The 23,398-nt window shown below is 63.5% G+C and carries 21 protein-coding genes; 9 read left to right on the top strand and 12 right to left on the bottom strand.

What is annotated here, in order from left to right; genetic code table 11:
- Window positions 1–39: 39 nt before the first annotated feature.
- Window positions 40–549, bottom strand: a complete 510-nt coding sequence (locus BCV67_RS11415; protein ID WP_062170289.1) for an REP-associated tyrosine transposase — start codon at window positions 547–549, stop codon at window positions 40–42.
- 486 nt (window positions 550–1,035) lie between these two features.
- Here BCV67_RS11415 and BCV67_RS20110 point away from each other — a divergent pair, with 486 nt between their 5' ends.
- Window positions 1,036–1,590: a hypothetical protein gene (locus BCV67_RS20110; RefSeq protein WP_156455886.1), complete on the top strand. Its 555-nt coding sequence runs from the start codon at window positions 1,036–1,038 to the stop codon at window positions 1,588–1,590.
- Window positions 1,587–2,495, top strand: a complete 909-nt coding sequence (locus tag BCV67_RS11410; protein ID WP_156455887.1) for a hypothetical protein — start codon at window positions 1,587–1,589, stop codon at window positions 2,493–2,495. The genes BCV67_RS20110 and BCV67_RS11410 overlap by 4 nt, the downstream gene beginning before the upstream one ends.
- Before the next feature lie 198 nt (window positions 2,496–2,693).
- Here the strand turns inward: BCV67_RS11410 and BCV67_RS11405 are convergent, their stop codons facing one another.
- The 3 genes from BCV67_RS11405 to BCV67_RS11395 all read right to left on the bottom strand — a co-directional run bounded on the left by BCV67_RS11405 (window position 2,694) and on the right by BCV67_RS11395 (window position 6,695).
- Entirely contained in the window at window positions 2,694–3,533 is an 840-nt protein-coding gene (locus BCV67_RS11405; RefSeq protein WP_062170293.1) for an NrdJb, read from the bottom strand.
- Window positions 3,534–3,610: 77 nt separating this feature from the next.
- Window positions 3,611–4,396 carry a hypothetical protein gene (locus BCV67_RS20430; protein WP_062170295.1) on the bottom strand — a complete coding sequence of 262 codons (786 nt, stop codon included), beginning with the start codon at window positions 4,394–4,396 and terminating at the stop codon, window positions 3,611–3,613.
- Between the two features lie 148 nt (window positions 4,397–4,544).
- The gene (locus BCV67_RS11395; RefSeq protein ID WP_062170297.1) at window positions 4,545–6,695 is read right to left on the bottom strand and encodes an adenosylcobalamin-dependent ribonucleoside-diphosphate reductase; all 2,151 of its coding nucleotides are present in this window, start codon (window positions 6,693–6,695) and stop codon (window positions 4,545–4,547) included.
- Between the two features lie 461 nt (window positions 6,696–7,156).
- Here BCV67_RS11395 and BCV67_RS11385 point away from each other — a divergent pair, with 461 nt between their 5' ends.
- The 7 genes from BCV67_RS11385 (at window position 7,157) to BCV67_RS11355 (ending at window position 13,748) form a co-directional block, all read left to right on the top strand.
- Window positions 7,157–8,587 (top strand): Do family serine endopeptidase, encoded by a 1,431-nt coding sequence (locus tag BCV67_RS11385; RefSeq protein ID WP_062170300.1) that lies wholly within the window; start codon window positions 7,157–7,159, stop codon window positions 8,585–8,587.
- A 120-nt stretch (window positions 8,588–8,707) separates the two neighbouring features.
- The gene (locus BCV67_RS11380; protein ID WP_062170302.1) at window positions 8,708–9,067 is read left to right on the top strand and encodes a hypothetical protein; all 360 of its coding nucleotides are present in this window, start codon (window positions 8,708–8,710) and stop codon (window positions 9,065–9,067) included.
- A gap of 5 nt (window positions 9,068–9,072) precedes the next feature.
- A complete protein-coding gene (locus BCV67_RS11375) occupies window positions 9,073–9,558 on the top strand; it encodes a hypothetical protein (RefSeq protein ID WP_062170304.1) in 486 nt (161 codons plus the stop codon).
- Window positions 9,555–10,013 carry a hypothetical protein gene (locus BCV67_RS11370; protein ID WP_062170306.1) on the top strand — a complete coding sequence of 153 codons (459 nt, stop codon included), beginning with the start codon at window positions 9,555–9,557 and terminating at the stop codon, window positions 10,011–10,013. The genes BCV67_RS11375 and BCV67_RS11370 overlap by 4 nt, the downstream gene beginning before the upstream one ends.
- Window positions 10,014–10,061: 48 nt before the next feature.
- Window positions 10,062–11,159: an AI-2E family transporter gene (locus BCV67_RS11365; protein ID WP_062170308.1), complete on the top strand. Its 1,098-nt coding sequence runs from the start codon at window positions 10,062–10,064 to the stop codon at window positions 11,157–11,159.
- 472 nt (window positions 11,160–11,631) lie between these two features.
- Entirely contained in the window at window positions 11,632–12,342 is a 711-nt protein-coding gene (locus tag BCV67_RS11360; RefSeq protein ID WP_062170310.1) for an HAD family hydrolase, read from the top strand.
- 35 nt (window positions 12,343–12,377) lie between these two features.
- Entirely contained in the window at window positions 12,378–13,748 is a 1,371-nt protein-coding gene (locus tag BCV67_RS11355) for a leucyl aminopeptidase family protein (protein WP_062170312.1), read from the top strand.
- Between the two features lie 166 nt (window positions 13,749–13,914).
- Here the strand turns inward: BCV67_RS11355 and hglS are convergent, their stop codons facing one another.
- The 8 genes from hglS to BCV67_RS11315 all read right to left on the bottom strand — a co-directional run bounded on the left by hglS (window position 13,915) and on the right by BCV67_RS11315 (window position 23,346).
- Window positions 13,915–15,273, bottom strand: coding sequence for a 2-oxoadipate dioxygenase/decarboxylase HglS (hglS, locus tag BCV67_RS11350; protein WP_062170314.1), 1,359 nt, complete (start codon window positions 15,271–15,273; stop codon window positions 13,915–13,917).
- Between the two features lie 94 nt (window positions 15,274–15,367).
- Complete coding sequence (locus BCV67_RS11345) at window positions 15,368–15,859, bottom strand: hypothetical protein (RefSeq protein ID WP_156455995.1); 492 nt, start codon at window positions 15,857–15,859, stop codon at window positions 15,368–15,370.
- A gap of 76 nt (window positions 15,860–15,935) precedes the next feature.
- Window positions 15,936–16,688, bottom strand: a complete 753-nt coding sequence (locus tag BCV67_RS11340; protein WP_062170316.1) for an HAD family hydrolase — start codon at window positions 16,686–16,688, stop codon at window positions 15,936–15,938.
- Between the two features lie 289 nt (window positions 16,689–16,977).
- Complete coding sequence (locus BCV67_RS11335) at window positions 16,978–17,355, bottom strand: calcium-binding protein (protein WP_057626741.1); 378 nt, start codon at window positions 17,353–17,355, stop codon at window positions 16,978–16,980.
- Window positions 17,356–17,577: 222 nt separating this feature from the next.
- Window positions 17,578–17,958, bottom strand: a complete 381-nt coding sequence (locus BCV67_RS11330; RefSeq protein WP_062170318.1) for a hypothetical protein — start codon at window positions 17,956–17,958, stop codon at window positions 17,578–17,580.
- Between the two features lie 53 nt (window positions 17,959–18,011).
- On the bottom strand, window positions 18,012–18,722 hold the full coding sequence (locus BCV67_RS11325; RefSeq protein WP_231732404.1) for a M15 family metallopeptidase: 711 nt from the start codon (window positions 18,720–18,722) through the stop codon (window positions 18,012–18,014).
- Entirely contained in the window at window positions 18,706–20,268 is a 1,563-nt protein-coding gene (locus tag BCV67_RS20520) for a serine hydrolase domain-containing protein (protein ID WP_428999475.1), read from the bottom strand. The genes BCV67_RS11325 and BCV67_RS20520 overlap by 17 nt, the downstream gene beginning before the upstream one ends.
- Window positions 20,269–20,325: 57 nt before the next feature.
- A complete protein-coding gene (locus BCV67_RS11315; protein WP_062170321.1) occupies window positions 20,326–23,346 on the bottom strand; it encodes a TonB-dependent receptor in 3,021 nt (1,006 codons plus the stop codon).
- Window positions 23,347–23,398: the final 52 nt, after the last annotated feature.

Genomic DNA, 23,398 nt, shown 5'->3' with positions numbered 1-23,398 from the left:
CCGATTTCCCGGGTGCGCTGCGCTTACCCGGGCTACGGCTTACCGCGCTGGCTCTCCAAAGCCAACATCTGGTGATGACTCATCGCATGCCCAGTCTTCCAGCAACAAACCCTCGCGGACGTAGCGATGAAACGTCGAGTGCGGCCAGTCGCGCACCGCTTTCACCCAGCCATGCTTCAACGAGTTGATGTGCACGTAGTCCACGCAGGCTTGAAGCTGGGCTTCATCGCGGATTGTTCGCTCCCAGTAGCGCTCCTGCCAAGGGGATCGATGACCCGGCGCGAAGACTCTACGGGTGAAGCCCTTCTTGATGTCCTGCCACAGCCGTGGATAGTCATCTGTGCTGGCATCCATCTGGATCACCGCATGCAGATGCTCCGGTAGCACCACCGCAGCCAGAACCAGGTGAGGCACCCGGCGCGCCGCATTACGCCATGCCCGTTTCAGCGCATCGATCTCACGCGCCAGCAAATCGCTATGCCTGTCACGCAACGTCACGGTGAGGAAGTACGTGCCGCCAGCAACGCGGTTGCGTCGATAGTTGACCATCGCTCAAGCGTAGCCATGCACCGAAGCAGCACACGTCGCGCGATCCGTAAGCAAACCTCTCGCCGCCTTGTGATCCACCGTAGCCCGGGTAAGCGCAGCGCACCCGGGGTCTGGTAATGATCACAATGGCAGCAGATCACACCGGAGACGGGGAAGTGCCCGTTTGCATGAAAGCCAATGGTTACCAGCAAGAACAGAAAAGCCGAACATCTGCCCGGCTTCGTTGACTACCGACTCCCCGGGTGCGCTGCGCTTACCCGAGCTACGTCACTGCCAGCTTCACCAAGAGCAAAAAAGGGTCAGAGCGGACACCCGACCCTGACCCCTATTCCCCCTATTTCTGGGAGGGAAACTCGACTCTGACCCCGGCTTTCCGCAGTATCGTCGACACAACTTGCATATTCACCTCATCCGTACTAAAAACGTTGTCGCGCACACGTGAGTAACCAGCGCATCCTGATGTCATCATATTAAAAGGAATTTTTTATGAGATCGCATCTACTCGTATTCTTGGTCATATCAACACTCGGCCTTCTATCGAATCGCACAGCATCGGCAAACGACAAGCCAGACCGCGGGGCAGATGAAACGATTGCCATGCAACTGGCCAGCTCTTATGTTGAACAGCAGCAGATAGTGCGAAGAAATGCCCCAGTACACTCCGCGGTGCAGTTGGCGGCCTTCCTTGCCAAAACTATAAGCACCGAATCTCCTATCAATGCACTATCCCCTGCAGCAAAAGCACGCTTTGTTAACTCGCTGCGTTTCAACGAAACCGGCGTCACTTCTTTCTATTACGCCGATATAGAATCAGAGCTCTCCAGTAGTCAGGCTTACGAGCTTCTTTCGATATTTGGGCTGCAAAGCACGCTGTCCGTCATGCCAAAACTTCGAGCAAGTACGCAAGAAGACAAGCAGATCATGTCTGCATTTGGCCGTGAGACAGCATCCAGGATCATGGCGGATCACGAGAACTATTGGTGCTCCGGCCGTGCTACTTGCTCCAGAGACGTCGGCTCCATTTGCATGAGTGGTTGTTGATGCAGTTTCATGCACCAATTCGCACCGCCATCTTCTGGATGGCGGTGTTTCCAGTCTTCGGATTGATGGCAAATCCACCAACCAAAGAGAGTACCTCGCTATACGATCGCTTGATTGAACTAAATGTTCAATTACGCGATGAAAGCGGGGAACGACGTTCGGCAGCCATCATTTCGACCTATCGAGAGCTCGCTGTCGGCACCTCGGTCTGCTCACGCCCTATAGCTGACACGGCAATTGCCGACGACTTTTTCAGGGCTACCGCCTTCGCAGAGTTCTACTCACTGGCGGAAGACGACGTGGATACTTTGGGTTGTCTGTACCGGGAGCTGTTGACGGACGGCAGGGCCACCGACTGGCATACCCGCACCTATGCGGGAGCTCTCGTCACGGTCGCCCGCTTCGACGATGCCAACCGCCTTTTGGCACAAGTCGAAGGTGGACAGGCAGGCTTTCTGCCCCACATCACGTCCGCCCCCAGCCTCACTCCGAGCGGACCATGGCGATACCTGTCTCTGGATGAGAACCATACAGCTACCATCGGCACCTGGACGCCCGTGGCCGGGCACCTGCAGGTCATCGCCGTTATCCATCCCGCCTGTGCCTTCTCGACTCGCGCTCTGACCGATATCGGATCAAACGAGGATCTGCGCTGGCTGCGTGAACGCCTGCTACTGCTTGTCCCCCCAGACCCGTCGCTACCTGGAAGAGGAATCCTGGACTGGAACAACGCGCACCCAGATCTGTCCATGAAGCGGATGTATACATGGAGTGATTGGCAGCAACTCACCCGTCTCGACACTCCGACGTTCTATTTGATGCAAGGCGACCATGTCGTGCAGACATTCGAGGGGTGGCCGAATGCCGAAGGCATAGCGCAGATACGGGCCGCTCTTACCCGCTGAGTTGGATGACCCCAACCGCCGACCTATCAGAGCCATGACGCAACCAGCGGCATCACCACGACAAATATGACAAAGGGCCTCCTCAGAGGGCGGCCCTTTGTGCTCCGACTTCAATTCGCTGGAACCTACTGTGGATCCAGCCAACGCCTTGCATGGGTCCCCATGCTGGGCCCATCTTTCACCTCAATCCCAAGCCTGTTACCCGCACTTGCTATACCCACAATTCAAGCAAGTCTGGCAGCCGTCCATGATCACCAGCGCCTTGGTGCTGCACTTGTGGCACATGGTGGCGGCGGCCGGAAAGCTGCCGTTGTCGGCGCTTTCGGGATCGGCTTCAAGGACGAAAACCTCGGAAGCTACCCCTCCCCGGCCCTCCCCTTCGCTTTGCGAAAGGGAGGGGGCGAGCGCCGCGCTTTGCGCCGGCGCTGCGGTTACTTCACTGTTTTTTTTTGAGCGGTCTTCGAACTGCTTGCGCTTTTCGGCGATCAGGGCGCGCTGGTGGGCGCTCATTTCCGGGTCGTGCAGCAGGCCGATCGACTTCATGTGGTCTTCGACGATGGAGCCCAGCTCGGCCACCAGCGACGGCATGTACACGCCACCGGCCTTGAAGTAGCCGCCCTTGGGGTCGAACACGGCCTTCATTTCGTCAACGATGAAGGTGACGTCGCCGCCCTTGCGGAACACGGCGGACATGATGCGGGTCAGCGCCACGATCCACTGGAAATGCTCCATCGACTTGGAGTTGATGAAGATCTCGAACGGGCGGCGCAGCTCGTGCTCGGTGTCCTGGTTGAGCACGATGTCGTTGATGGTCACGTAGAAGGCGTGCTCCACCAACGGCGATTTGATCTTGTAGGTGCTGCCGATCAGCACTTCCGGGCGCTCGATGCGCTCGTGCATGTGAACGATGTTGTCTGTCACGGACTCGACCGGCGCCACGGAAACCGCGGCCTTGGCCACCGCGGCTGCGTCACGGGCCTTGTCGTCCGGAGTGATGACGGAATAGCCCTTGATTTTCTTGTCGATCTTGACGGCCATGGTGCGAGTCCTGGTTATGCGTTGCTATACGGTTTGGCAGCAACCCCGTCCCGTCGGGACGGGGTGCGCGGTGTGGCTTACTTGCGGGTGGCCTTCTTGGTGGCCTTTTTCACGGCGGTGGCCTTCTTGGCAACCGTCTTCTTCGCCGAAGCGGCCTTTTTTGCAACCGTCTTCTTGCTGACGGCTACTTTCCTGGCGACCTTCTTGGCGACTTTCTTTTCAGTGGCCTTCACCGTCTTCTTGACGGCGGCGACCTTCTTGGCGGCCTTCTTTTCAACCTTCTTAACCGCCTTCCTGGCAGCGGTGGTCTTCTTGACGACGGCCTTGGCCACCTTCTTTTCGGTGGCCTTCACTGCCTTCTTGGTGGCAGCGGCCTTCTTGCCGACGGCCTTGGCGACCTTCTTCTCGGTAGCCTTCACGGTCTTCTTGGCCGAGGCGACCTTGCCCGCTGCCTTCTTGGCAACCTTGGCAACGGCTTTCTTGGCGGCGACGCGCTTGCCGGCGCCCTTCTTCTTCAGGTCAGCGGCTTCGGCCTGGGCGCTGGCTTTGGCAGCTTCCAGTTTCTTGCGCATGGAGCTGACCTTCTTGGTCACTTCCTTCTTGGCCGCAGCGGTCTTCTTGGCCACGACCTTCTTGGCGGCGCTGGCCTTCTTGACCACGGCCTTCTCGGCCTTCTTCACTGCCTTCTTGACCTTGGCCACCTGCTTCTTGGCACCGGCTTCCACCTTGTGCGCGCCGGTCTTGACGGCCGCCACCGCATCGCTGGCGGTCGCGGCGATGCTCTCGCCCACGTTGGCTGCGGTTTCTTTCACGTTCTCGGCAACCTGGGTTACGGTCGCGGTCACACCATTACCATTGCTCATAAAGCCCTCCTCAGGGCATCGGGTCTTTTAACGTTGGCGATGCTATATCGAAGCCGATGCAACGTGAAACAAGCGCGCAACAACCCGGTGGCGGTGAGACCACCGTCATGCCCACCCGGCGCAGGCGCCAGGCGGGCAATGAAGGCACTCAGAACTTGCCGTAGTAGCCTTCCTTGAGGGCGTCGAACAGGTTGGCGGCGGTGTGCATTTCGCCGTCGTATTCAATCTGTTCGTTGCCCTTGACCTCCACCGTCTGGCCGTCTTCCAGCTCGAAACGGTAGGTGGTGTTCTCCAGGTCCGCTTCCTTGACCAGCACGCCCTGGAAGGCAGCCGGGTTGAAACGGAAGGTGGTGCAGCCCTTCAGGCCCTGCTCGTGGGCGTAGCGGTAGATGTCCTTGAACTGCTCGTACGGGTAATCGGTCGGTACGTTGGCGGTCTTGGAAATGGAGCTGTCCACCCACTTCTGCGCGGCGGCCTGCACGTCCACGTGTTCCTTGGGCGAGATGTCGTCGGCGCTGATGAAGTAGTCCGGCAGCTTGGCATCGGCCTCGTCGGAGAACGGCATGGCCTTGGCGTTGACCAGCTGGCGGTAGGCCAGCAGCTCGAAGGAGAACACGTCCACCTTTTCCTTGGACTTCTTGCCTTCGCGGATGACATTACGGCTGTAATGGTGCGCGAACGAGGGCTCGATGCCGTTGGAGGCGTTGTTGGCCAGCGACAGGCTGATGGTGCCGGTCGGGGCGATGGAGCTGTGGTGGGTGAAGCGCGAACCCACCTTGGACAGCTCTTCCACCAGCTCCGGGGCCACCGTGGCCACGCGCTGCATGTAGCGGCTGTAGCGGGCGTGCAGCACCTTGCCGGCGATCTTCTGGCCAATCTTCCAGCCGTCCTTCTTCATTTCCGGGCGCTGGCGCAGCATCGCGGCGGTGACCGCGAACTGCTCTTCCATGATCGGGGCGGCGCCCTTCTCACGGGCCAGCTCCAGGCCGGTTTCCCAGCCGGCCACGGCCATGTCACGGGCAATGGCTTCGGTGAACTCGCAGGACTCGGGGCTGCCGTACTTCATCTGCAGCATGGTCATGGTGCTGCCCAGGCCGAGGAAGCCCATGCCGTGGCGGCGCTTGCGCATGATCTCGTTGCGCTGCTGTTCCAGCGGCAGGCCGTTCACTTCGACCACGTTGTCGAGCATGCGGGTGAACACGCGCACCACTTCCTTGTACTCGTCCCAGTCGAACGAGGCCTTGTCGGTGAACGGGTCACGCACGAACTTCGTCAGGTTCACCGAACCCAGCAGGCAGGCGCCGTACGGCGGCAGCGGCTGCTCGCCGCAGGGGTTGGTGGCGCGGATGTTCTCGCACCACCAGTTGTTGTTCATCTCGTTGACGCGGTCGATCAGGATGAAACCCGGCTCGGCGTAGTCATAGGTGGAGACCATGATCATGTCCCACAGGTGACGGGCACGAATGTGGCCATACACCTTGCAGGCCACCAGGCCGTCATCGCGGACGATGTAGTTCTCGTGGGTCGGCCAATCGCGCCAGACCAGGTCGGTCGCGTTCTGGTCGACTTCGGCCTGTTCCTTGGTGTTGATCGGGAACACCAGCTGCCAGTCGGCGTCGTTCTTGACCGCGTCCATGAAGCCGTCGGTGATCAGCAGCGACAGGTTGAACTGGCGCAGGCGGCCGTCTTCGCGCTTGGCGCGGATGAAGTCCTTCACGTCCGGGTGCGACACGTCGAAGGTGCCCATCTGCGCGCCACGGCGGCCACCGGCCGAGGACACGGTGAAGCACATCTTGTCGTAGATATCCATGAAGGACATCGGCCCGGAGGTGTAGGCACCGGCGCCGGCAACGAAGGCACCGCGCGGACGCAGGGTGCTGAACTCGTAGCCGATGCCGCAGCCGGCCTTCAAGGTCAGGCCCGCTTCGTGGACCTTTTCCAGGATGCCATCCATCGAGTCGGTGATGGTGCCCGACACGGTGCAGTTGATGGTGCTGGTAGCCGGCTTGTGCTGCTGCGCGCCGGCATTGGAGGTGATGCGGCCCGCCGGGATTGCGCCACGGCGCAGGGCCCAGGCAAACCGCTCATACCAGTAGGCGCGCTTGTCGTCGGTGGCCTCGGCGTCAGCCAAGGCACGGGCCACGCGCAGGTAGGTGCCGTCGATATCGGCATCCAGCGCTTCGCCCGCCTTGGTCGTGAGGCGGTACTTCTTTTCCCAGATGTCCTGCGAGGCAGGTTGCAGAGGGATCATGTCCGACTTGGTTTGATTGCTGACCACTTCCAGACGCACCGTACTCATGATTGTGGAAATTCTCCTGGGGCACCTTGCGGTGCGTTCAACTTTTCCCGAACAGGCCGGGCGGCAAAGACAACGACGCGCAGGCGCGTACTTACGCGCCTGTCGGCGGGATGAGGGGAATCCGGGAAATACCGGTTTTCTGCATCACTGTCGCGGTCATTGCACGCCTTCCGTTGGGGTGCTTGCACCCCGAGCACTAAACCCTACTGCTTGGGGACGCTTTTCACATCAACCCAACATCTAGTGGGTGATGACCAGGCCAAGCTTACCCGCCGGCGGGGTGATGTCAAACGAAAAATCTGCGTCTTGTCTATTGCAATTCGTGCAGGGCTTGGCGGCCTTGGGATTGCGGCGTTGCAGAAGTTTCATTGCCGATTTAGCTGCCCCCCGCCACACTCGCGTTCAGCAACCCGCCCCACCCCGGCGCCGCCCTCGGGCGCCCCCGCATGGAACCCCCGGCAATGCGACCCATCCCGACCCTGCTGACCCTGGCCCTGGCCGCCGCCTTTGGTGGTTTTACCGCCACCGCCATTAATGCCCACCTGGACAACCGCGCCAGCGCCGCCACGCTGGGCACGGTATTGCCCACCACCGCCGCACTGCCGGCTGCGGTCGCCGGGCAGGCGGTGCCGTCACTGGCGCCCATGCTGGAACAGGCCATGCCGGCCGTGGTCAGCGTCAACACCAAGCAGGTGGTGCGGGTGCGCAACCCCTACTTCGATGATCCGTTCTTCCGCCGCCTGTTCCCGCAGGTGCCGCAGGAGCGCATCAACGAGTCGCTGGGCTCGGGCGTGATCATCGATGCCAGCCGCGGCTACGTGCTCACCAACCACCACGTGGTCGAGAACGCCGACGACGTGCAGGTCACCCTGGCCGACGGGCGCACGGTCAAGGCCGAGTTCCTTGGCTCGGACCGCGACACCGACATCGCGCTGATCCGCATCCCGGCCGACAAGCTCACCGCGCTGCCGCTGGGCAACAGCGACCAGCTGCGCGTGGGCGACTTCGTGGTGGCGATCGGCAACCCGTTCGGCTTCAGCCAGACGGTCACCTCCGGCATCGTCTCGGCGGTGGGCCGCAGCGGCATCCGCGGGCTGGGCTACCAGAACTTCATCCAGACCGACGCCTCGATCAACCCGGGCAACTCCGGCGGCGCGCTGGTCAACCTCAGCGGCCAGCTGGTGGGCATCAATACCGCCAGCTACAACCCGCAAGGCAGCATGGCCGGCAACATCGGCCTGGGCCTGGCCATTCCGTCCAATCTTGCCCGCGATGTGGTCGAACAGCTGATCACCAAGGGCGTGGTGGTACGCGGCACGCTGGGCGTGGAAACCCAGAACCTGACCCCGCAGATCGCGCAGGGCCTGGGCCTGGAAGAAGCCCGTGGCGCGCTGGTGACGCGGGTGCTGGCCGGCTCCGGCGCCGCCGCTGCAGGCGTGAAGGCCGGCGACGTTGTCACCGCCATCAACGGCCAGCGCGTGGACAGCGCGCAGGCCCTGCACAATTTCGAAGGCCTCTCCACGGTGGGCCGCACGGTCGACCTGGAAGTCCGCCGCGACGGCAAGCCGCTGCAACTCAAGGCCACCTTGAAGGAACAACCGCGCGCGGTAGTCGGCGACACGCTGGACCCACGCCTGAACGGCGCCACCTTCGTCGACCTGCCCGAATCGTTGCGCCAGGCCGGCATCAATGGCGTGCTGGTCAGCGAAGTGGCACGCGGCAGCCGCGCCGCGCAATCGGGCCTGGCCGGTGGCGACGTGATTCTCGCCGCCAGCAGCGGTGCGTTCACCGACCTGGCCGGCTGGCGCGCCAGCTTCAGCCAGCGCCCGCCACAGCTGGTGCTGAGCATCCTGCGCGGCGGCAGCCAGCGCGGCCAATTGATGATGCGATGATGCCCAGGTGAGCATCAGGCTGTGGTGGCATAACGTCGTTTACACCCCACAGCTGGTATTTGTTGCTTTCTGTTGCAACCGCGCGCCATCCGGCGCACCCGCTGAAACCAGGAGATCACAATGAGCCCCACCAATACCGAGAACATGAAGGAACACCTGGGCGAGGCTGGCGCACACCTGAAGTCCGCCGCTTCCGCCGCTGGTTCGGCCGTCAAGGGCGCTGCCGGCGCTGCCGGTGACGAGCTGCGCCTGGGCCGGGCCAACCTGAAGGCCGAATTGTCCGACAGCGCGCTGTCGGGCCTTGCTGCGGCCGAACTGGGCGGTGCCGCCGCCAAGGAACAGGTCGATGCATTGATGGACAAGGGCAAGGACCTGATGGACAGCGCCGCCGACCTGATCCGTGAGCGTCCGCTGGCCTCGTTCGGCGTCGCCTTCGCCGCCGGCTGGATCATCGCCAAGCTCGCCCGCAGCAACGACTGATCGGCGTGAGCGAAGACGCAACACCGCCCACTGGCGACGAATCCACCCCGGGCCCTGCGCCCGGGCTGGAAGAAAGCATCCGCCAGGTTGGCACCGCCGGCCGGCAGACGCTGGATTCGGCAGGCCACGCCGCACGTTCATTGCGGCGCCTGGTCTCGGCCGATTTCGCACTGGCCCGCAGTGCGTTCGGCCGGGCCTTGGCCTGGAGTGGCGTGGCCATCGTGTTCGGCGCATCGGCGTGGCTGCTGCTGGCCGCCACGCTGGTGGCCCTGCTGCAATACATGGGCCTGTCCTTGTTCGTATCGCTGTTGATACCCACGGCGCTGAGCCTGGCCATCACCGGCTACGGCATCTGGCGGGTCTCGTATTTCTTCCATCACACCGGCATGCATGCCACACGCCGGCAGCTGTCGCGGCTGGGCCTGTTCGATGAGCCCAGCGGTGAGGATCCCGATGCCGACGTTAAGCTGCCCGGGGAGGAGCAACGATGAACTTCGACGCCCTGCAGCGCCGCGTACGCCGCGCCGAAGCCGTGGTGCAGATCCGCAACGAGGAAACCACCCAGCACTGGGAGCTGCTCAACCACACCTGGCGCAGCGCCTGGACGCCCGGCCGCATCATCGTGGCCGGGCTAGCCGGTGGCTTCCTGGCCGGCAAGCTGGAACCCGGTGGCGCCTTCAGTGGTGCGCGCTGGCTGCAGATGATCGGCTCGGTGTCCGGCCTGGTCGCCTCGGCGCAAGCCTCGGTGGCATCGTTCGCCGCCGCAGCTGCGGGCATGGCGGCCACCCATGCAGCCGATGCTGCGGATGACGCCGGCGACGCTGCGGCCGACGCCGCGCAGGGTGCGGCAGCGGCAAGAAGTGGCAGTGCAACTGCCGCAGCCAGTCCGCCCAACTCCGGTCCACCGCGCGCCGCCGAAGCGGCCACGGAACTGTCAGAATCCTGAGCCGGGCGCGGCATTGCGCCGCGCCCTTTCCGCCGGAGCCCCGCCCGCATGTCCGAGCCGTTGCCCGAAGCCGCCACCGCGCCGGCCGAACCCACCACGCCCCCACCGCGCCCGCGTGCACCTGCTGCGCTGCTGGTGCTGGCAACGCTGGCGGTGGGCTATACGCTGTGGGCAGCGCAGGAAGTCATCCTGCCGGTGCTGCTGGCGATGTTCTTCGCGCTGATCGGCAACCCCATCATCCGCCTGCTGCAGAAACTGCGCCTGCCGCGGTTCCTGGCTGCGTTGCTGGTGCTGTCGGCCGGGCTGGCGGGCAGTGGCCTGCTGGCCGTGCAGCTGGCCGGCCCCGCCAGTGAGTGGGTGCAGGAAGCGCCGCAGCAGATGCGGCAGCTGTCGCGCCAGGTGCAGGATCTGGTCAAACCGGTGCAGCAGGCCAACCAGGCTGCCGAGAGCTTCGCGCGCGCGGCCGGCGGCGAAGGCAACCGCAAGGTGCAGGTGATCCGCACCCAGCTCGACGATCCCTACAAGGCGCTGGTGCGCACGCCCAAGCTGGCCGCCTCGGCGCTGGCGGTGGTGCTGCTGACCCTGTTCTTCATGATCTACGGCGAAAACCTGCAGCGGCACGTGATCGCCCTGCTGCCCAACCGCCAGCAGAAACGCTTCACCGCCGAGATCCTGCGTTCGATCGAACGCGAGATATCGCGCTACGTCCTGACCATCACCGTGATCAACATCGCCTTGGGCCTGGTGCTGGCCGGCATCCTGATGCTGCTTGGCATCGAAATGCCGGAAGCGCTGCTATGGGGCACGGTGGCGGCGCTGCTGAACTTCGCACCGTATGTGGGGCCGTTGATCGGCATCGTGCTGATGCTGTTGATGGGCTTCGTCGAATTCCGCGATCCGCTCACCGCGCTGTTGCCCGCGGTGGCCTACCTGGGCTTGCACACGCTGGAAGGGCAATTGATCACGCCCATCGTGCTCGGCCGCAGCATGACGATTTCGCCGTTGATGCTGATCCTGGCGCTGATGCTGTTCGGCTGGCTGTGGGGCATGGTCGGCCTGCTGCTGGCAGTGCCGCTGCTGGTCTGCGTGAAACTGGTGTTGAGCCGCGTGGACGGCATGCAAGGCTGGGCCAAACTGCTGGAATAGCGTCATCAGCTGTAGGAGCGGCGTAAGCCGCGAAGCTGACGGTGCTGCCGCAACCAGCGTCCCTGCCAACTGATGATGTCCCTGCTTCGCGGCTGACGCCGCTCCCACAAAACCAAGAAGCCAGAAAGCCCGGCTGTTGTAGCCCGGGTAAGCACCGCATACCCGGGGCCGTTTGCGGACAATTCGACACATCAGCAGACACCCACCTCCCGGGTGCGCTGCGCTTACCCGGGCTACGGGGCTATCTACGACAGATGGTTGAGCTTGGCTGCCGCTCGTTTGTGGGAGCGGCGTCAGCCGCGAAGCTGATGGTGCTGAAGCAACAAGCATCCATGCCAACTGACGATGTACCTGCTTCGCGGCTGACGCCGCTCCTACAAAATCCTGCGGGCAGCATGCCCGGTTGCGCTTCCCCGGGCCACGTCCCGGCCGCCGACAGGCCCGGCTCATGGGCATGGCGTAAAATGGCGGAATGAACTTCCCCGTACTCGCCATTACCCTCGACCTGGACGACACACTGTGGCCGTTCGCTCCCATCGGCGCCCGCATCGACCAGGTGCTGCACGACTGGATGCTGGAACACAGTCCGGCCACCGCCAGCATGTACCCGGTGCCGGCCATGCGTGAACTGCGCGAACGTTCGTTCCGCGACAACCCGCAGCTGCACTACGACCTGAGCGCATTGCGCCGACTGACCCTGGCCGAAGCGCTGGAAAAGAGCGGTGCCAGCATGGAGCTGCTGGATCCGGCATACGAAGCCTTTTATGCCGCACGCAACCAGGTCGAGTTCTATCCCGATGCCTTGGCCGCGCTGCGCCGCATTGCCGCGCGCGTCCCTATCGCGGCGGTGAGCAATGGCAACGCCGACCTGCAGCGCATCGGCATTGGTGATCTATTCGCCTTCCAGCTGGGTTCGCGCGAATTCGGTGCGGCCAAGCCGGATCCCGGCATTTTCCATGCGGCCTGCGAACGCCTCGGCGTTGAACACGCGCAGGTTCTGCATGTCGGCGACCATGCCGAAATGGACGTGGCCGGCGCGATGCGCGCAGGCCTGCGTGGTTGCTGGATCAACCGCGAAGAACACACATGGACTCACACCGAGCTGCAGCCCGATCTGCAGTTCGACACCCTGACCGGACTGGCCGACTGGCTGGATGCAGGCGCATCCACCCCGCAGCGCTAAGCCCTCGGCCGCCAGCAGACGCTTCAGAGAACACCATGACCCCGATTACCGCTTACACCTCCGATTCCTCCAACACCCTGCCGCTATACGTGCTCGACCGCGATGGCTTTGCCGCCTGGAAGGCGCAGCAACCGGCCGCCGTGCAGGCCTGGGCCAGCGCGCAGCAGTTCAACGGCGCGCCCAGCAGCGTGCTGCTGCTGCCCGGTGACAACGGCATTGCCGGCGCGGTACTGGGCGTGGGCGATCACGCCGACGCCTATGCCTATGCGCATGCACCGTTCGCGCTGCCGGCCGGCACCCGCTGGCAGCTCGCCAATGAACTCGATGCCAGCAGCACCGCCAACCTGCAGATCGGCTGGGGCCTGGGCAGCTACCGCTTCGACCGCTACCGCAAGCTGGCCCGCCCGGCCGCGCAGTTGCTGGCAACGCCGGCCGCCGAAGTGCTGGACGTGGTGATCGCCTGCTTGCGCGTGCGCGACTGGGTCAACACGCCCACCGAAGACATGGGCCCGCAGCAGCTGGAAGACGCCGCGCGCGAACTGGCCAATGCGCATGGCGGCGAGCTGGAAGTGATTGCCGGCGACGAACTGCTGGAGATGAACTTCCCCACCATCCATGCGGTAGGCCGCGCCTCGCACCGCGCGCCGCGCCTGATCGTGCTGCGCTGGGGCACCGCCGGTGCGCCGCATCTGGCGTTGGTTGGCAAGGGCGTGTGCTTCGACACCGGCGGCCTGGACCTGAAGCCGGCCGATGGCATGCGCAACATGAAGAAGGATATGGGCGGCGCTGCCCATGCCATCGCACTGGCGGGTCTGGTGATGGCGCAGCAGCTGCCGGTGCAGCTGACCCTGGTGGTGGCGGCGGTCGAGAACGCGGTGGGACCGGATGCGTTCCGTCCCGGCGAAGTGATCACCACCCGCAAGGGCATCACCGTGGAGATCGACAACACTGACGCCGAAGGCCGGCTGGTGCTGTGCGATGCGTTGACCTATGTCAGCGAGCAGAACCCGCACACCATCCTCGATTTCGCCACCCTCACTGGTGCCGCGCGCATCGCACTGGGCCCGGATCTGCCGGCGCTGTTCGCCAATGACGACACCCTGGCCAACCAGTGGCTGCAGGCCGGCGACAGCACGCGCGACCCGGTCTGGCGCATGCCGCTGTGGCGTCCGTACCTGCGTTACCTCAACAGCGGCATCGCCGACCTGGCCAACGCCGGCTCGCGCATGGCCGGTTCGGTGACCGCGGCGCTGTATCTGGAACGCTTCATCAACGAAGGCCAGGTCTGGGCGCATCTGGACGTCTACGCCTGGAACGACGGCGAACGCCCGGGCCGCCCGGCCGGTGGCGAAGCACTGGCCCTGCGTTCGGCGTGGTCGATGTTGAAGACGCGCTACGGCGCTTGAGGCCCTGATGTAATGCCGCGCCATGCCCGGCGCAGGCATTACCTGTAGTGCCGAGCCATGCTCGGCAGAGGTGTTACCGGTGAAGGCCCTGCCGAGCATGGCTCGGCACTACAGACCGGCCTCCCCAACCCTCCCCTTGTCTGCGGCAAAGGGAGGGAGCTGATCATCAGCCCTTCAATGCTGCCAGCGACTCGGCCTGCAGCCGCTCGTAGATCGCGAACTCGTCGCTGACCGTCGCGCCCAGGGCCTGCTCGAAGGCGTCGCGGTTGGCACGCGCGGCATAGGCACGCTGCTCACCACCGCCCAGATTGGACTGGAAGATGCCCGCCGCACTGACCGGCAGGAAGTCTTCATAGATGATCGGATCGGCAGTGACCAGGCCACGCTCGATCAATACTTCCGCCGGCAGGGCACGCGTCTGCGCATCGGCGGCCAGGCCCGCTTCGGTCAGGCTGTAACGGTAATAGCCCAGGCCTTCGCGGCGCAGCGTTGCGTGATCATCCGGGAACGCGGCAAACGCGTCCTGCAGGCGCTGCGTGTAGTCGCCACCGGCACTGCCTTCGCCACCACGCGCCTGTGCAAGCAAGACGTCATACAGATCACGGCCCTTCGGCGTGAGCGCCAGCCCGCGCTGCTCGATCTCGCCAAAGCGTGCGGTATGGGTACCGGCTTCGTTGTCGGCACCGGAGGGGAAATGCACCATTTCCTCCAGCGCCTTGAAGCTGGTCTGGCGCAACAGGATGGCGCAGGCGCGGCGCGGCGGGCCTTCGATCACCGCCTTTGCGGCAAGTCCACGAGCGTGCATCGCCGCCTGCGCGGCATCGATGTCCAGTGTGCGCGGAGTAAGGTGGTTGATATGCGGGCCGCGAAAACTGACCACGTCCGCCACCAGCCGATGCGCGCCGTGCAGGGCGTGATAGGTCTGCAGCGACACCGTGGCTTCGTTGTGCCAACGGAAGGTTTCCAGTGACTCCACCACGAAGCGCCAGGCATCGTCTTCGCTCAGGCCGCCATCGCGTTCGCATTGCTCGATCAGCTGCAGCGCGCCGACGGTGAAGATGTTGCGCCGGGCCAGGATCTCGGCGGCCTGCTCGCGCAGTGCCACGTCTTCGATCAACTCCAGTCGCAGCAACGAGGTGAACACGCGGAACGGGTTACGGTTCAACGAGGCGCCATCCACCGGCCGGAAGGCGGTGGAATGCACCGGCACACCGGCCACCGACAGGTCGTAATAGCCCACCGGCTGCATGCCCATCACCGCGAACAGCCGGCCCAGCGTGGCCAGTTCCTGCGCGGTGCCGACGCGGATCGCGCCGTGGCGTTCCACGTCCAGGCGCTCACGCTCACCGCTGCGCTGCATCTGCGCAGCAAGCTCCGGCTGAGCGGCCAGGACGTCGGCGTTGATCGCGCCAACCAGCTCCACCAGCGTGCCGTACAACGGCACTTCGGTGCGGTACATATGCGACATCGCCTGCGAAAACAGGCTGCGGATGTGATCGGGCGAAACGAAACGGTCGGCGGTCATGATGGGGCGCGCAGGCACGGAGTCGAGGAAAGCGCCATTTTCGCCCGGAATCGGGGGCCACGCCTATCTGCAGGGCCACAACCGTGGCTGCGGTTTAGTCGCCGGCGCTGCGGCGTGCGGCGGCCTCGCGCTGGGCGCGGTCGCCAAGCTGTCGCTGCAGCAGCGGGTCCAGCGTAATCGGCCGGTCCCAGTGGTCGAAACTGGCGACGATGGCGTGGCGCAGGGCGCGCCAGCGCAGGTTGTCCGGCGGCGGCTGCAGGCCGGCCAGCACCTCTTTCCAGCTGGCTTCTGGCTGCTGTGCGCGAGCCTTTACCGGCGCCCGGCAGTTGCTGCCGCTGAGCTTGCCCCAGAAGCAGGCCAGATAGACGTCACCCGGCTTCCAGCCGTGGTCCTGCAGCAAGGCCTGCACATAGCCCGGGCGGGCGCCGGCATAGCGCGCCAGTTCGTCCACGAAAGCTTCCGGATAACGCGCGGCATAGGCGTTGATATCGGCCAGCTGGCGGTCCACCCAGGCATCGCCGGTGGCCGGCGCATAGGCCTCGGCCGCCGCTGCCGGCTGTTGGGCCAGCGCCGGCCACGCCAGCATGGCGGTGCCGAGCAGGCCCAGCCGCAGCAGCAAGACCGCACGCCGCGTGGTTGGCCGGCAGCCTGCCGTTGTCACCTCAGCCGCCTTGCGCCGCGGCGGCCTGCGCGGCGACAGCACGCACCGCCTCCGGCCACTGGTGGGCGGTATCGGCATGGTGCAGGCGTGGTTCGTCGGCCGAGACACCGTGCTCGGCTTCATGCGCCCAGGTCATTGCGTATGGGGTGTGGATGCCCCAGCCGCCCAGCCCCAGCACCGGCTCGATATCCGAACGCAGCGAGTTGCCGACCATCACGAAGCGCTCGGCCGGCATGTTGAATTCGGCCAGTACCTTGGCATAGGTGCCGGGGTCCTTCTCGGAGACGATCTCGATGCGCGGGAACAGATCCAGCAGGCCGGAGCGTTCGATCTTCTGCTCCTGGTGGAACAGATCGCCCTTGGTGATCAGCACCACCGGGAATTCAGCGGCAATGGCGGCCACGGCATCGCGTACGCCATCAATGACATCGACTGGATGTTCCAGCGTGCGGCGGCCGATCTCGACGATCTGGCGCAGGTCGTGCGCGGAAATCGTCTCGTTGGTCAGTTCGATCGCCGCTTCCAGCATCGACAGGGTCATGCCCTTGGCGCCATAGCCGAAGACGGCCAGGTTGCGCCGCTGCACCTTGAGCAGATGCTGGGCAGTGCCGGCGTCGTGCAGGTCGATGTAGTTGCTCAGGATTAGGCCGAATTCGTGCTCGGCCTTCTGGTAATAGTCTTCGCTCTTCCAGAGCGTGTCATCGCCGTCGAAGCCGACCAGGCCGATGGCGGAAGGGGAGGTCTGCGTGTTCATGCCGCACAGGATAGCAATCTGCCCTGCGATGAATAGGGTATTGCTCTGGGAAGGCCCCGATTGGTCAGTTGGATTGGCCGGTGGGGCAAAGCGCGAGGGATTTCAGTGACGGCAAAGATCAACTGCCAAAGCACCCCTCCCCGGCCCTCCCCTGCGCTATGCGCAAGGAAGGGAGCGGACCGTGCGAACGGTGAGTTCATCGCGCGAAGCCGCCTTTACCCCCGCCCTTGCGCGCAGCGCAGGGGAGGGTTGGGGAGGGGTGCTCCTGAAGCTCCTCCATCAATCCGGATTACTTCTTCTGTGCAGCTGCATAAGCCCGGTATTCCTCAGGCGTCAGCTTGCCGTCCTTGTTGGCATCGGCTTGGTCGAACACCTGTGCCAGGCCTGCATTGGCCTGCGATTCGGTCTTGGTGATGGCGCCATCACCGTCGGCGTCCACATCGGCCCAGCTCTGGCCACCACCGGCCGCTGCCGAGGCCTTGGCGGCACTGCTCGATGCACTGGCTGCAGCGTTCTGCGCCTGATCGGCCGAGTCCTGTGCCTGTGCAGCCTGTGCCTGTGCAGCGGCGGCCTGATCCTGTGCGTCCTGTGCCATGGCCGGCAGTGCAAGCGCGGAACCTACAATGGCAACCAGGGCGAACAGCGGAGTGCGATTACGTACGGTCATCAGGTCTTCCTCGTGTGTTTGGCAAAGCGCGGAAATTCCGCACACCCCAACCCTGACAAGGTGTGACTGAATCGCTTGCACCGTGCAAAACCGCGAAACACATGCTGTTAACCACTTCCCGCAGCGCAACGGTTACCGCCCACGTTAGCCATGCATGAAACGAACGTAAGCCGATGATTAGAGCGTTCCACCCATCGTGCTTATTAATACGATGCCGAGGCTTCAAGCGCCATGCGTGGTGTCAGCCAACGGCTGACGCGAACTGAACAACAACCAACCCAGGCCGACGCCAACCGCTACTCCGATCAACTCAAGCAGCACGCGCGTGCCCAACTGGTCCGGATCATGGATCGAGGCCAGCGCCAATTTGGCGTACAGCGGTGACTGCAGATTGATCATGCCCAGCGAAAACAGCTTCCAGCCATCCACGCCGGCGCCGATGGCCGCCGCTATCAAAGCGGCATAGGCGATGGCATGACCATGTCGCAGCCCTGTGCGTCGGCACACCTGCCACCACAGTGCGAACACCACGAAGCCGATGGCCAGGGCGATCAAACCCGCCTCCAGTGAGCCCAGCAGGCCGTAATGCAGAACCAGATTCATCGGCGGAGGGCGGGTCCATTCAAGGGACTGCAGTCTAACCGCCCCTGTGCCGGCTAACGCACCGGGAAGTCGTACGCCGTGGTCGGCGTGGGCTCGGGCTTGTATGTGTAATGCCACCATTCCATCGGATAGTTGGCAAAGCCCTGCGCCTGCATGGCATCCAGCAGCAAGCGCCGGTTGTGCTGCTGCGCCGGGCTTATATCGGGGTTGGCGGTATGCGCCAGCACATCGAACCGATCGAAGCCGGTGCCCATGTCGACCGCCATGCACGGCCCGCTGCGGCAATCCAGCAGCCCCAGATCCACCGTGGCCGCGCGGCTGTGACCGGAGGTCTCGGCGATGTAGCCATCCAGCAGCTGGCTCTTGTCGATGTTGGGGTAATAGCGCTGCTTGGCGATCTGGTCCTTGCCGTCATGCACCCAGGCCACGAAGGAGGTCACCGAGTGCACCGGCCGGTAGCAGTCGAAGACCTGCAAGCGATAGCCCTGCGCACGCAGGCCGCGCTGCACCCGCGCCAAAGCCTGCGCCACCGGTTGCAGCAGGTAACACCGCGGCGCTTCGTAACCCGGCACGACGCGACCGGTGAAGTTGTCGGTGCCGGCGTAGCGGATGTCCAGCGCGATGTCGGGCGCCAGCGTGGTGACATCGACGATGCCGGCCTGCGCAGGTGTTGTCGCGTTCGATACCTGCACCTGCTGTTGGGCAAGCGCGGCTAGCGGCAGCAACGCCAGCAGCAAGGGCAGAAACTTAGCGGCAATCGCCATGGCGTTGGAATTCCAGATCGGGGTAGTCATAGCTGAAGTCGATATCCGGGTCGATGGCGCGCAGGTGCAGCAGCGGCCGTTGTGCGTCGCCAGTGAATTCCAGCCAGGCATCGGCATCTTCGCCCAATCCCTGCCAGGCCACATACCAGCGCTCACCACTGCGCATCACCTGACCGGTCATGCGCGGCGACTTGACCGAGGCAAACTGCAGCGTGCCATCGCGCGGGCACAAGGACACCTCGCCAAACCACGGGTCCTGCCACACACCGGCCTTGCTGCCGAACTCGGCAGGCGTCGCCGCGCGCGCCGCTGGCACCGGCGGGCGCACATGGCCCGCCGAGCGCCGCTGTGCGGCTGCGGTTTCGATCAGCTGCGCATAGTGCAGCACGTCCATATTTCCACCCGGCTCGGTGTAATGCTTGAGCATGGCCTGCATCAGGGCGGTGCGTGCATCTTCGCCCTCGCCATTGATCAGGATCACCACGCCGGTCTTGCGGTCGGGCAGCAGGGCCAACGAGGAATACATGCCGGACAAGGTACCGGTATGAGCAACCTTCCATTGCCCGTCCATATCCGACAACCGCCAGCCATAACCGTAGGCGTAGAAGTGGGTGTTGTCCCAGTCACGCAGGCGTTGGCTGATCGGCATCGGCATATGCGCGGTCCACAAGGCGCGGCGCTGCGTGGCATCCAGCCAACCCGGTGCCTGTGCTGGATCCAGTAACACCTGCATCCAGCGCAGCATGTCATTGAGGCTGCAACGCACACCGCCGGCGGCCATGGAAGGAAAATCGGTTACCTGCGGCGGATCGCGCTCGGCCGCGACATTGCGCTTGCCTTCACGCTGATGCGGCTGGGCGATATTGCCAACCGCGGCCGGCGACCACGCACCCACCTGGCAGCGCTGCATGCCCAGCGGCTGGAAAATCTCCTCGCGTACCAGCTGCGCATACGGCTTGCCCGTAGCGGCAGCGGCAACCTCACCGGCCACCACATACATCAGGTTGTCGTAGGCGTAATCACTGCGGAAACTGCCGGTCGGCTTCAGATGCGCCAAGCCGGCAATGATGTCCTTGCGATCGAAGTTGTTCGGCTCGGGCCACAGCATCAGATCACCAGCGCCCAAGCCGAGGCCGCTGTTGTGGATGAGCAGATCACGCACCTGCATGTTGCGCGTCACCCATGGGTCCTGCATGCGGAACTGGGGCAGATGCCTGGTGACCGGGTCGTCCCAACGCAGCTTGCCGGCCTGCACCAGCCGCGCCAGCACTGCCGCCGTCATCGCCTTGGTATTGGAGGCGATCTTGAACAGGCTGTCGTCGTTGATCGCCGCGCCCTGCCCTGCAACCAGCTCACCGCGCGTACCGCGATAGACAAGCTTGCCATCCTCGATCACGCCCATGGCGATACCGGGCAGCTGGTAGTGCTGCACGGCCTGATCAAGCAGAGCATCGAAGCGCGGGCCATCCGCACTCTCCGCAGCCACTGCCTGCGCTGCTCCACCCAACGCGACGCTTGCGGCGAACAACCAGATCCTCAATCCCACGATCACTCCTCCCAAAAGCGAACGGCCCGCCGAAGCGGGCCGTTCTCACAAACTACATCAGAAGTTCCAATTGACCATCAGCTGCGCATAGCGCGGAGCCTGCCAACGCGTTCCGGTACCAAAGGTGTCACGCATGACTCCCGGCTGGCCTTCATAGCGAGCTGCCACGTTGATCACTTCCTGGGTATTGATCAGGTTGTAGACCGACAGACTGGCCTTCAGGTCAATGCCCTCGACCGGCAGCGTCCAGGTAACGGTCGCACCCAGGTTGTAGGTCCACGGCATGCGCCCAAAGTCACCGCGCGGCGAATAGCGGTATACGCGGTCCTGCCATGCGCCGGCGCACTTGTCCACGCAAAGCCAACCGGTGCCGCCGCCACTGCCAGTGCTGGTATAGCTGGCCACGGCAGTATTTTCATCCGGCCAGGTCACGCCAAACGCAGTGATCGGACCACCCGAAAGCGCGGTGAAGGTGCTACCGAAGGACCACATCTCGTTGAGCCTGTAACTGGCGCGCAGCTTGATCTGGTGACGATGATCGTTGAACAGATCGCCATAACGCTGGTTGTTGGCAGGGTGATCCCAATGCTGGACCATGCCGGTATCGGCGTAGTTGGTATCCGAGTTGACCGGACCTTCGTGATTGCCCGACGACTTGGACCACAGGTAGGAGGCGTTGAACGCCCACTTGTCGTCCCACGCACGATCGATCTGGACCTCGATCGACTTGTAGGTACGCTTGGGCTTGGAGTAACCAACGATCTCTTCGCTGCCGGCCTTGATGTAGCCCTCCTTGGAGGTATCGATCGTGACCCAGCCGTCCTGCGCACAGCCCTGCGCCTTGGTACCCCACAGTGTCAGCTTGTCACCCGGATTGGCGATCGGCCAGAGATTGCCATGTCGCGTTCCGCATAGCGCATTGATGCGCATGTCATCCATCGCATTGGGCATGCGCCGGTAAGTACCGGTGACACCCCACGACCACGCCTGGTTGATCATCGTCTGGAAGCCGAGAATTGCCTCGTCCTGGTAGACCGCATCCAGATCGCGGTCCACGCTTTGACGCAGATCCTGTACGGCGATGTTCTGTGACTGATCAACCGGACCGATCTGTGCACCGACGATCGGCGCCATGTACGGCGCGCCGGTGACAGGGTTGGTCTGCTGCTTCCAGCCATCCAGCGCGTAGTAGGTGTACTCGTCGAGCAGGCCACCGGCAAAGTTGTAGCTCAGGATGCTCGGGATCGGCATGTAGTAGCGGCCAAGGTTACCGAACAGCTTGGTGCTGCCATCACCCTTCATATCCCAAGAGAAGCCCAGACGCGGCGAGAACAGATTGTCCTGCTTGGTGAACGTGGTGCCCACCGTGGTCATGTTCTCGAAATTGTCCATGCGCACGCCGAGATTCAGCATCAGGTGCGGGGTGACGTTCCAGTTGTCTTCCAGATAGAAAGCGCTGGCCTTGATATCGAACACACCACCATCGGCACGCTCGCGTGCACGCAGGATGGCGTTGACGCCACCCGGAACCACCGCGCCGTTATCCAGCAGATTGCCCGGCTTGGTGCCGTAGGCGGTGTAGTACTTGCGGGTAGGCCCTGGGTACTTCGTCTTGCGGTCCGTGGTCATCAGCTCGTGATCCCAACCGAAACGCAGCTGGTGGTCACCCAATACCCACTCGAAATCCAACCGCTTGGCGATGCGCTCATCTTCATGATCGACGACCGTGCCACCCGGGTGGCAGCCCAGCACCGGGCTGCCCATCGCCCGATAGGTAGCGCCATAGCTGGCGTTTTCATAGGTGACGTAGTCGCACAGTGCATCGGCCGGTGAGCGGTTGTAGCTGCTGCTGCGGTTGATGCCGTACATCGCCTTGGCGGTGAAGTTGTCACCGAAATGACCGGTATAGGTCACCGAACCGCTGGTGCCGCCGCTGGAGGCGGTGGATTGACTTGGCGCGCCGCTGCCGATGGTCGAGCTGGCGAAATCGTAGGTGTAGATATCAGAATCAACATCACCCTTGTCGGAGAACGCCATCAACTCCAGAAGGTGGTTGTCACTGACATTCCAGTCCAGCTTGGTGCCCCAGAAGCCGTTGTTCGACTCGGCCGTGGTCCAGCTGTTGCCTGCAGCATTGGTATTGCCGGAGTTGGTATCCCGCTGCTCGTACATGGCAAACAGGAACAACTTGTCCTTGATCAGCGGACCGGACGCCCAGCCGTTGGTCTTGGTGAAGCTGCGGCTATCATGGCTGGAGCGGACATTGGTCCTGCCATCCTTGTAGTAGTGATCATCCGCTTTCGAGCGGAACGCAGACGGTTCGAACGTGACGGAGACGCCGCCTTTGAGTTCATTGCTGCCCGAGCGGCTGACCGCATTGATCACACCACCGGTGGAACGACCAAACTCGGCCGAATAACCGCCGGTCTTGATCTGGAACTCTTCGAAGAACGCAAAGGGTGCGGCCGAAAAGCTCTGCCGCTTGTAAAAATCAGTGACATTCAAACCATTGATGAAGACCGAGTTCTCGGCCACCGAAGAACCGCCGAACGAGATGCCGCCGAATGACGAATTGCCGCCGATGACGCCGGGCGCAAGCATCGCAACCGAAGACAGGTCCTGCGGCACCGGCATGCGGGCGAGATCTTCACGATTGATATTGAACGAGGATTCCGTGGAGTACACGTCTACACGATTGACGATCTTGGAGCCGACCACCTGCACGGAGTCCAGGGTAACCGCGCTGCCCGACCCGGCGCTGCCGAGGTTGACGGTAGTGGTGCCGCCCAGCGACACGTTGACTGCCAGCGGTTCCTTGTCCACTTCGCCGTCACGCTTCACCTGCAGGCTGTAATCGCCCACCGGCAACTGGCTCAGACGATAGGAACCATCGCTGCCGACGGTGACGCTGCGGGTCAGGCCGGTGGACTTGTTCACGATGGTGATCTGGTCACCGGAGCTTGCGCGGCCGGCGATGGCACCGCTTGCGCTCTGCGCCATCACGCTTGGCGCCATGACCCCAAGACAGGCACCCAATGCGACGGTCAGTGCCGCCCTTTTCAACATTTTCCTGTTCATCCCCTGCTCTCTCCTGCAGATGTAGATCGGTAAGTAAGACAACGGTTACGAC

This window comes from Stenotrophomonas nitritireducens, assembly GCF_001700965.1.
Taxonomy (GTDB): Bacteria; Pseudomonadota; Gammaproteobacteria; order Xanthomonadales; family Xanthomonadaceae; genus Stenotrophomonas; species Stenotrophomonas nitritireducens_A.
The sequence above is the reverse complement of the archived record's forward strand: the minus strand, read 5'-3'. Positions and strand labels throughout refer to the sequence as shown.

Bases quoted from the DNA above. Each gene is read 5' to 3' on its own strand.
- BCV67_RS11415 (WP_062170289.1), bottom strand. From the start codon at position 549: ATGGTCAACTATCGACGCAACCGCGTTGCTGGCGGCACGTACTTCCTC.
- BCV67_RS20110 (WP_156455886.1), top strand. From the start codon at position 1,036: ATGAGATCGCATCTACTCGTATTCTTGGTCATATCAACACTCGGCCTT.
- BCV67_RS11405 (WP_062170293.1), bottom strand. From the start codon at position 3,533: ATGGCCGTCAAGATCGACAAGAAAATCAAGGGCTATTCCGTCATCACT.
- BCV67_RS20430 (WP_062170295.1), bottom strand. From the start codon at position 4,396: ATGAGCAATGGTAATGGTGTGACCGCGACCGTAACCCAGGTTGCCGAG.
- BCV67_RS11395 (WP_062170297.1), bottom strand. From the start codon at position 6,695: ATGAGTACGGTGCGTCTGGAAGTGGTCAGCAATCAAACCAAGTCGGAC.
- BCV67_RS11385 (WP_062170300.1), top strand. From the start codon at position 7,157: ATGCGACCCATCCCGACCCTGCTGACCCTGGCCCTGGCCGCCGCCTTT.
- BCV67_RS11380 (WP_062170302.1), top strand. From the start codon at position 8,708: ATGAGCCCCACCAATACCGAGAACATGAAGGAACACCTGGGCGAGGCT.
- BCV67_RS11370 (WP_062170306.1), top strand. From the start codon at position 9,555: ATGAACTTCGACGCCCTGCAGCGCCGCGTACGCCGCGCCGAAGCCGTG.
- BCV67_RS11365 (WP_062170308.1), top strand. From the start codon at position 10,062: ATGTCCGAGCCGTTGCCCGAAGCCGCCACCGCGCCGGCCGAACCCACC.
- BCV67_RS11360 (WP_062170310.1), top strand. From the start codon at position 11,632: ATGAACTTCCCCGTACTCGCCATTACCCTCGACCTGGACGACACACTG.
- BCV67_RS11355 (WP_062170312.1), top strand. From the start codon at position 12,378: ATGACCCCGATTACCGCTTACACCTCCGATTCCTCCAACACCCTGCCG.
- hglS (WP_062170314.1), bottom strand. From the start codon at position 15,273: ATGACCGCCGACCGTTTCGTTTCGCCCGATCACATCCGCAGCCTGTTT.
- BCV67_RS11345 (WP_156455995.1), bottom strand. From the start codon at position 15,859: ATGCTGGCGTGGCCGGCGCTGGCCCAACAGCCGGCAGCGGCGGCCGAG.
- BCV67_RS11340 (WP_062170316.1), bottom strand. From the start codon at position 16,688: ATGAACACGCAGACCTCCCCTTCCGCCATCGGCCTGGTCGGCTTCGAC.
- BCV67_RS11335 (WP_057626741.1), bottom strand. From the start codon at position 17,355: ATGACCGTACGTAATCGCACTCCGCTGTTCGCCCTGGTTGCCATTGTA.
- BCV67_RS11330 (WP_062170318.1), bottom strand. From the start codon at position 17,958: ATGAATCTGGTTCTGCATTACGGCCTGCTGGGCTCACTGGAGGCGGGT.
- BCV67_RS11325 (WP_231732404.1), bottom strand. From the start codon at position 18,722: ATGGCGATTGCCGCTAAGTTTCTGCCCTTGCTGCTGGCGTTGCTGCCG.
- BCV67_RS11315 (WP_062170321.1), bottom strand. From the start codon at position 23,346: ATGAACAGGAAAATGTTGAAAAGGGCGGCACTGACCGTCGCATTGGGT.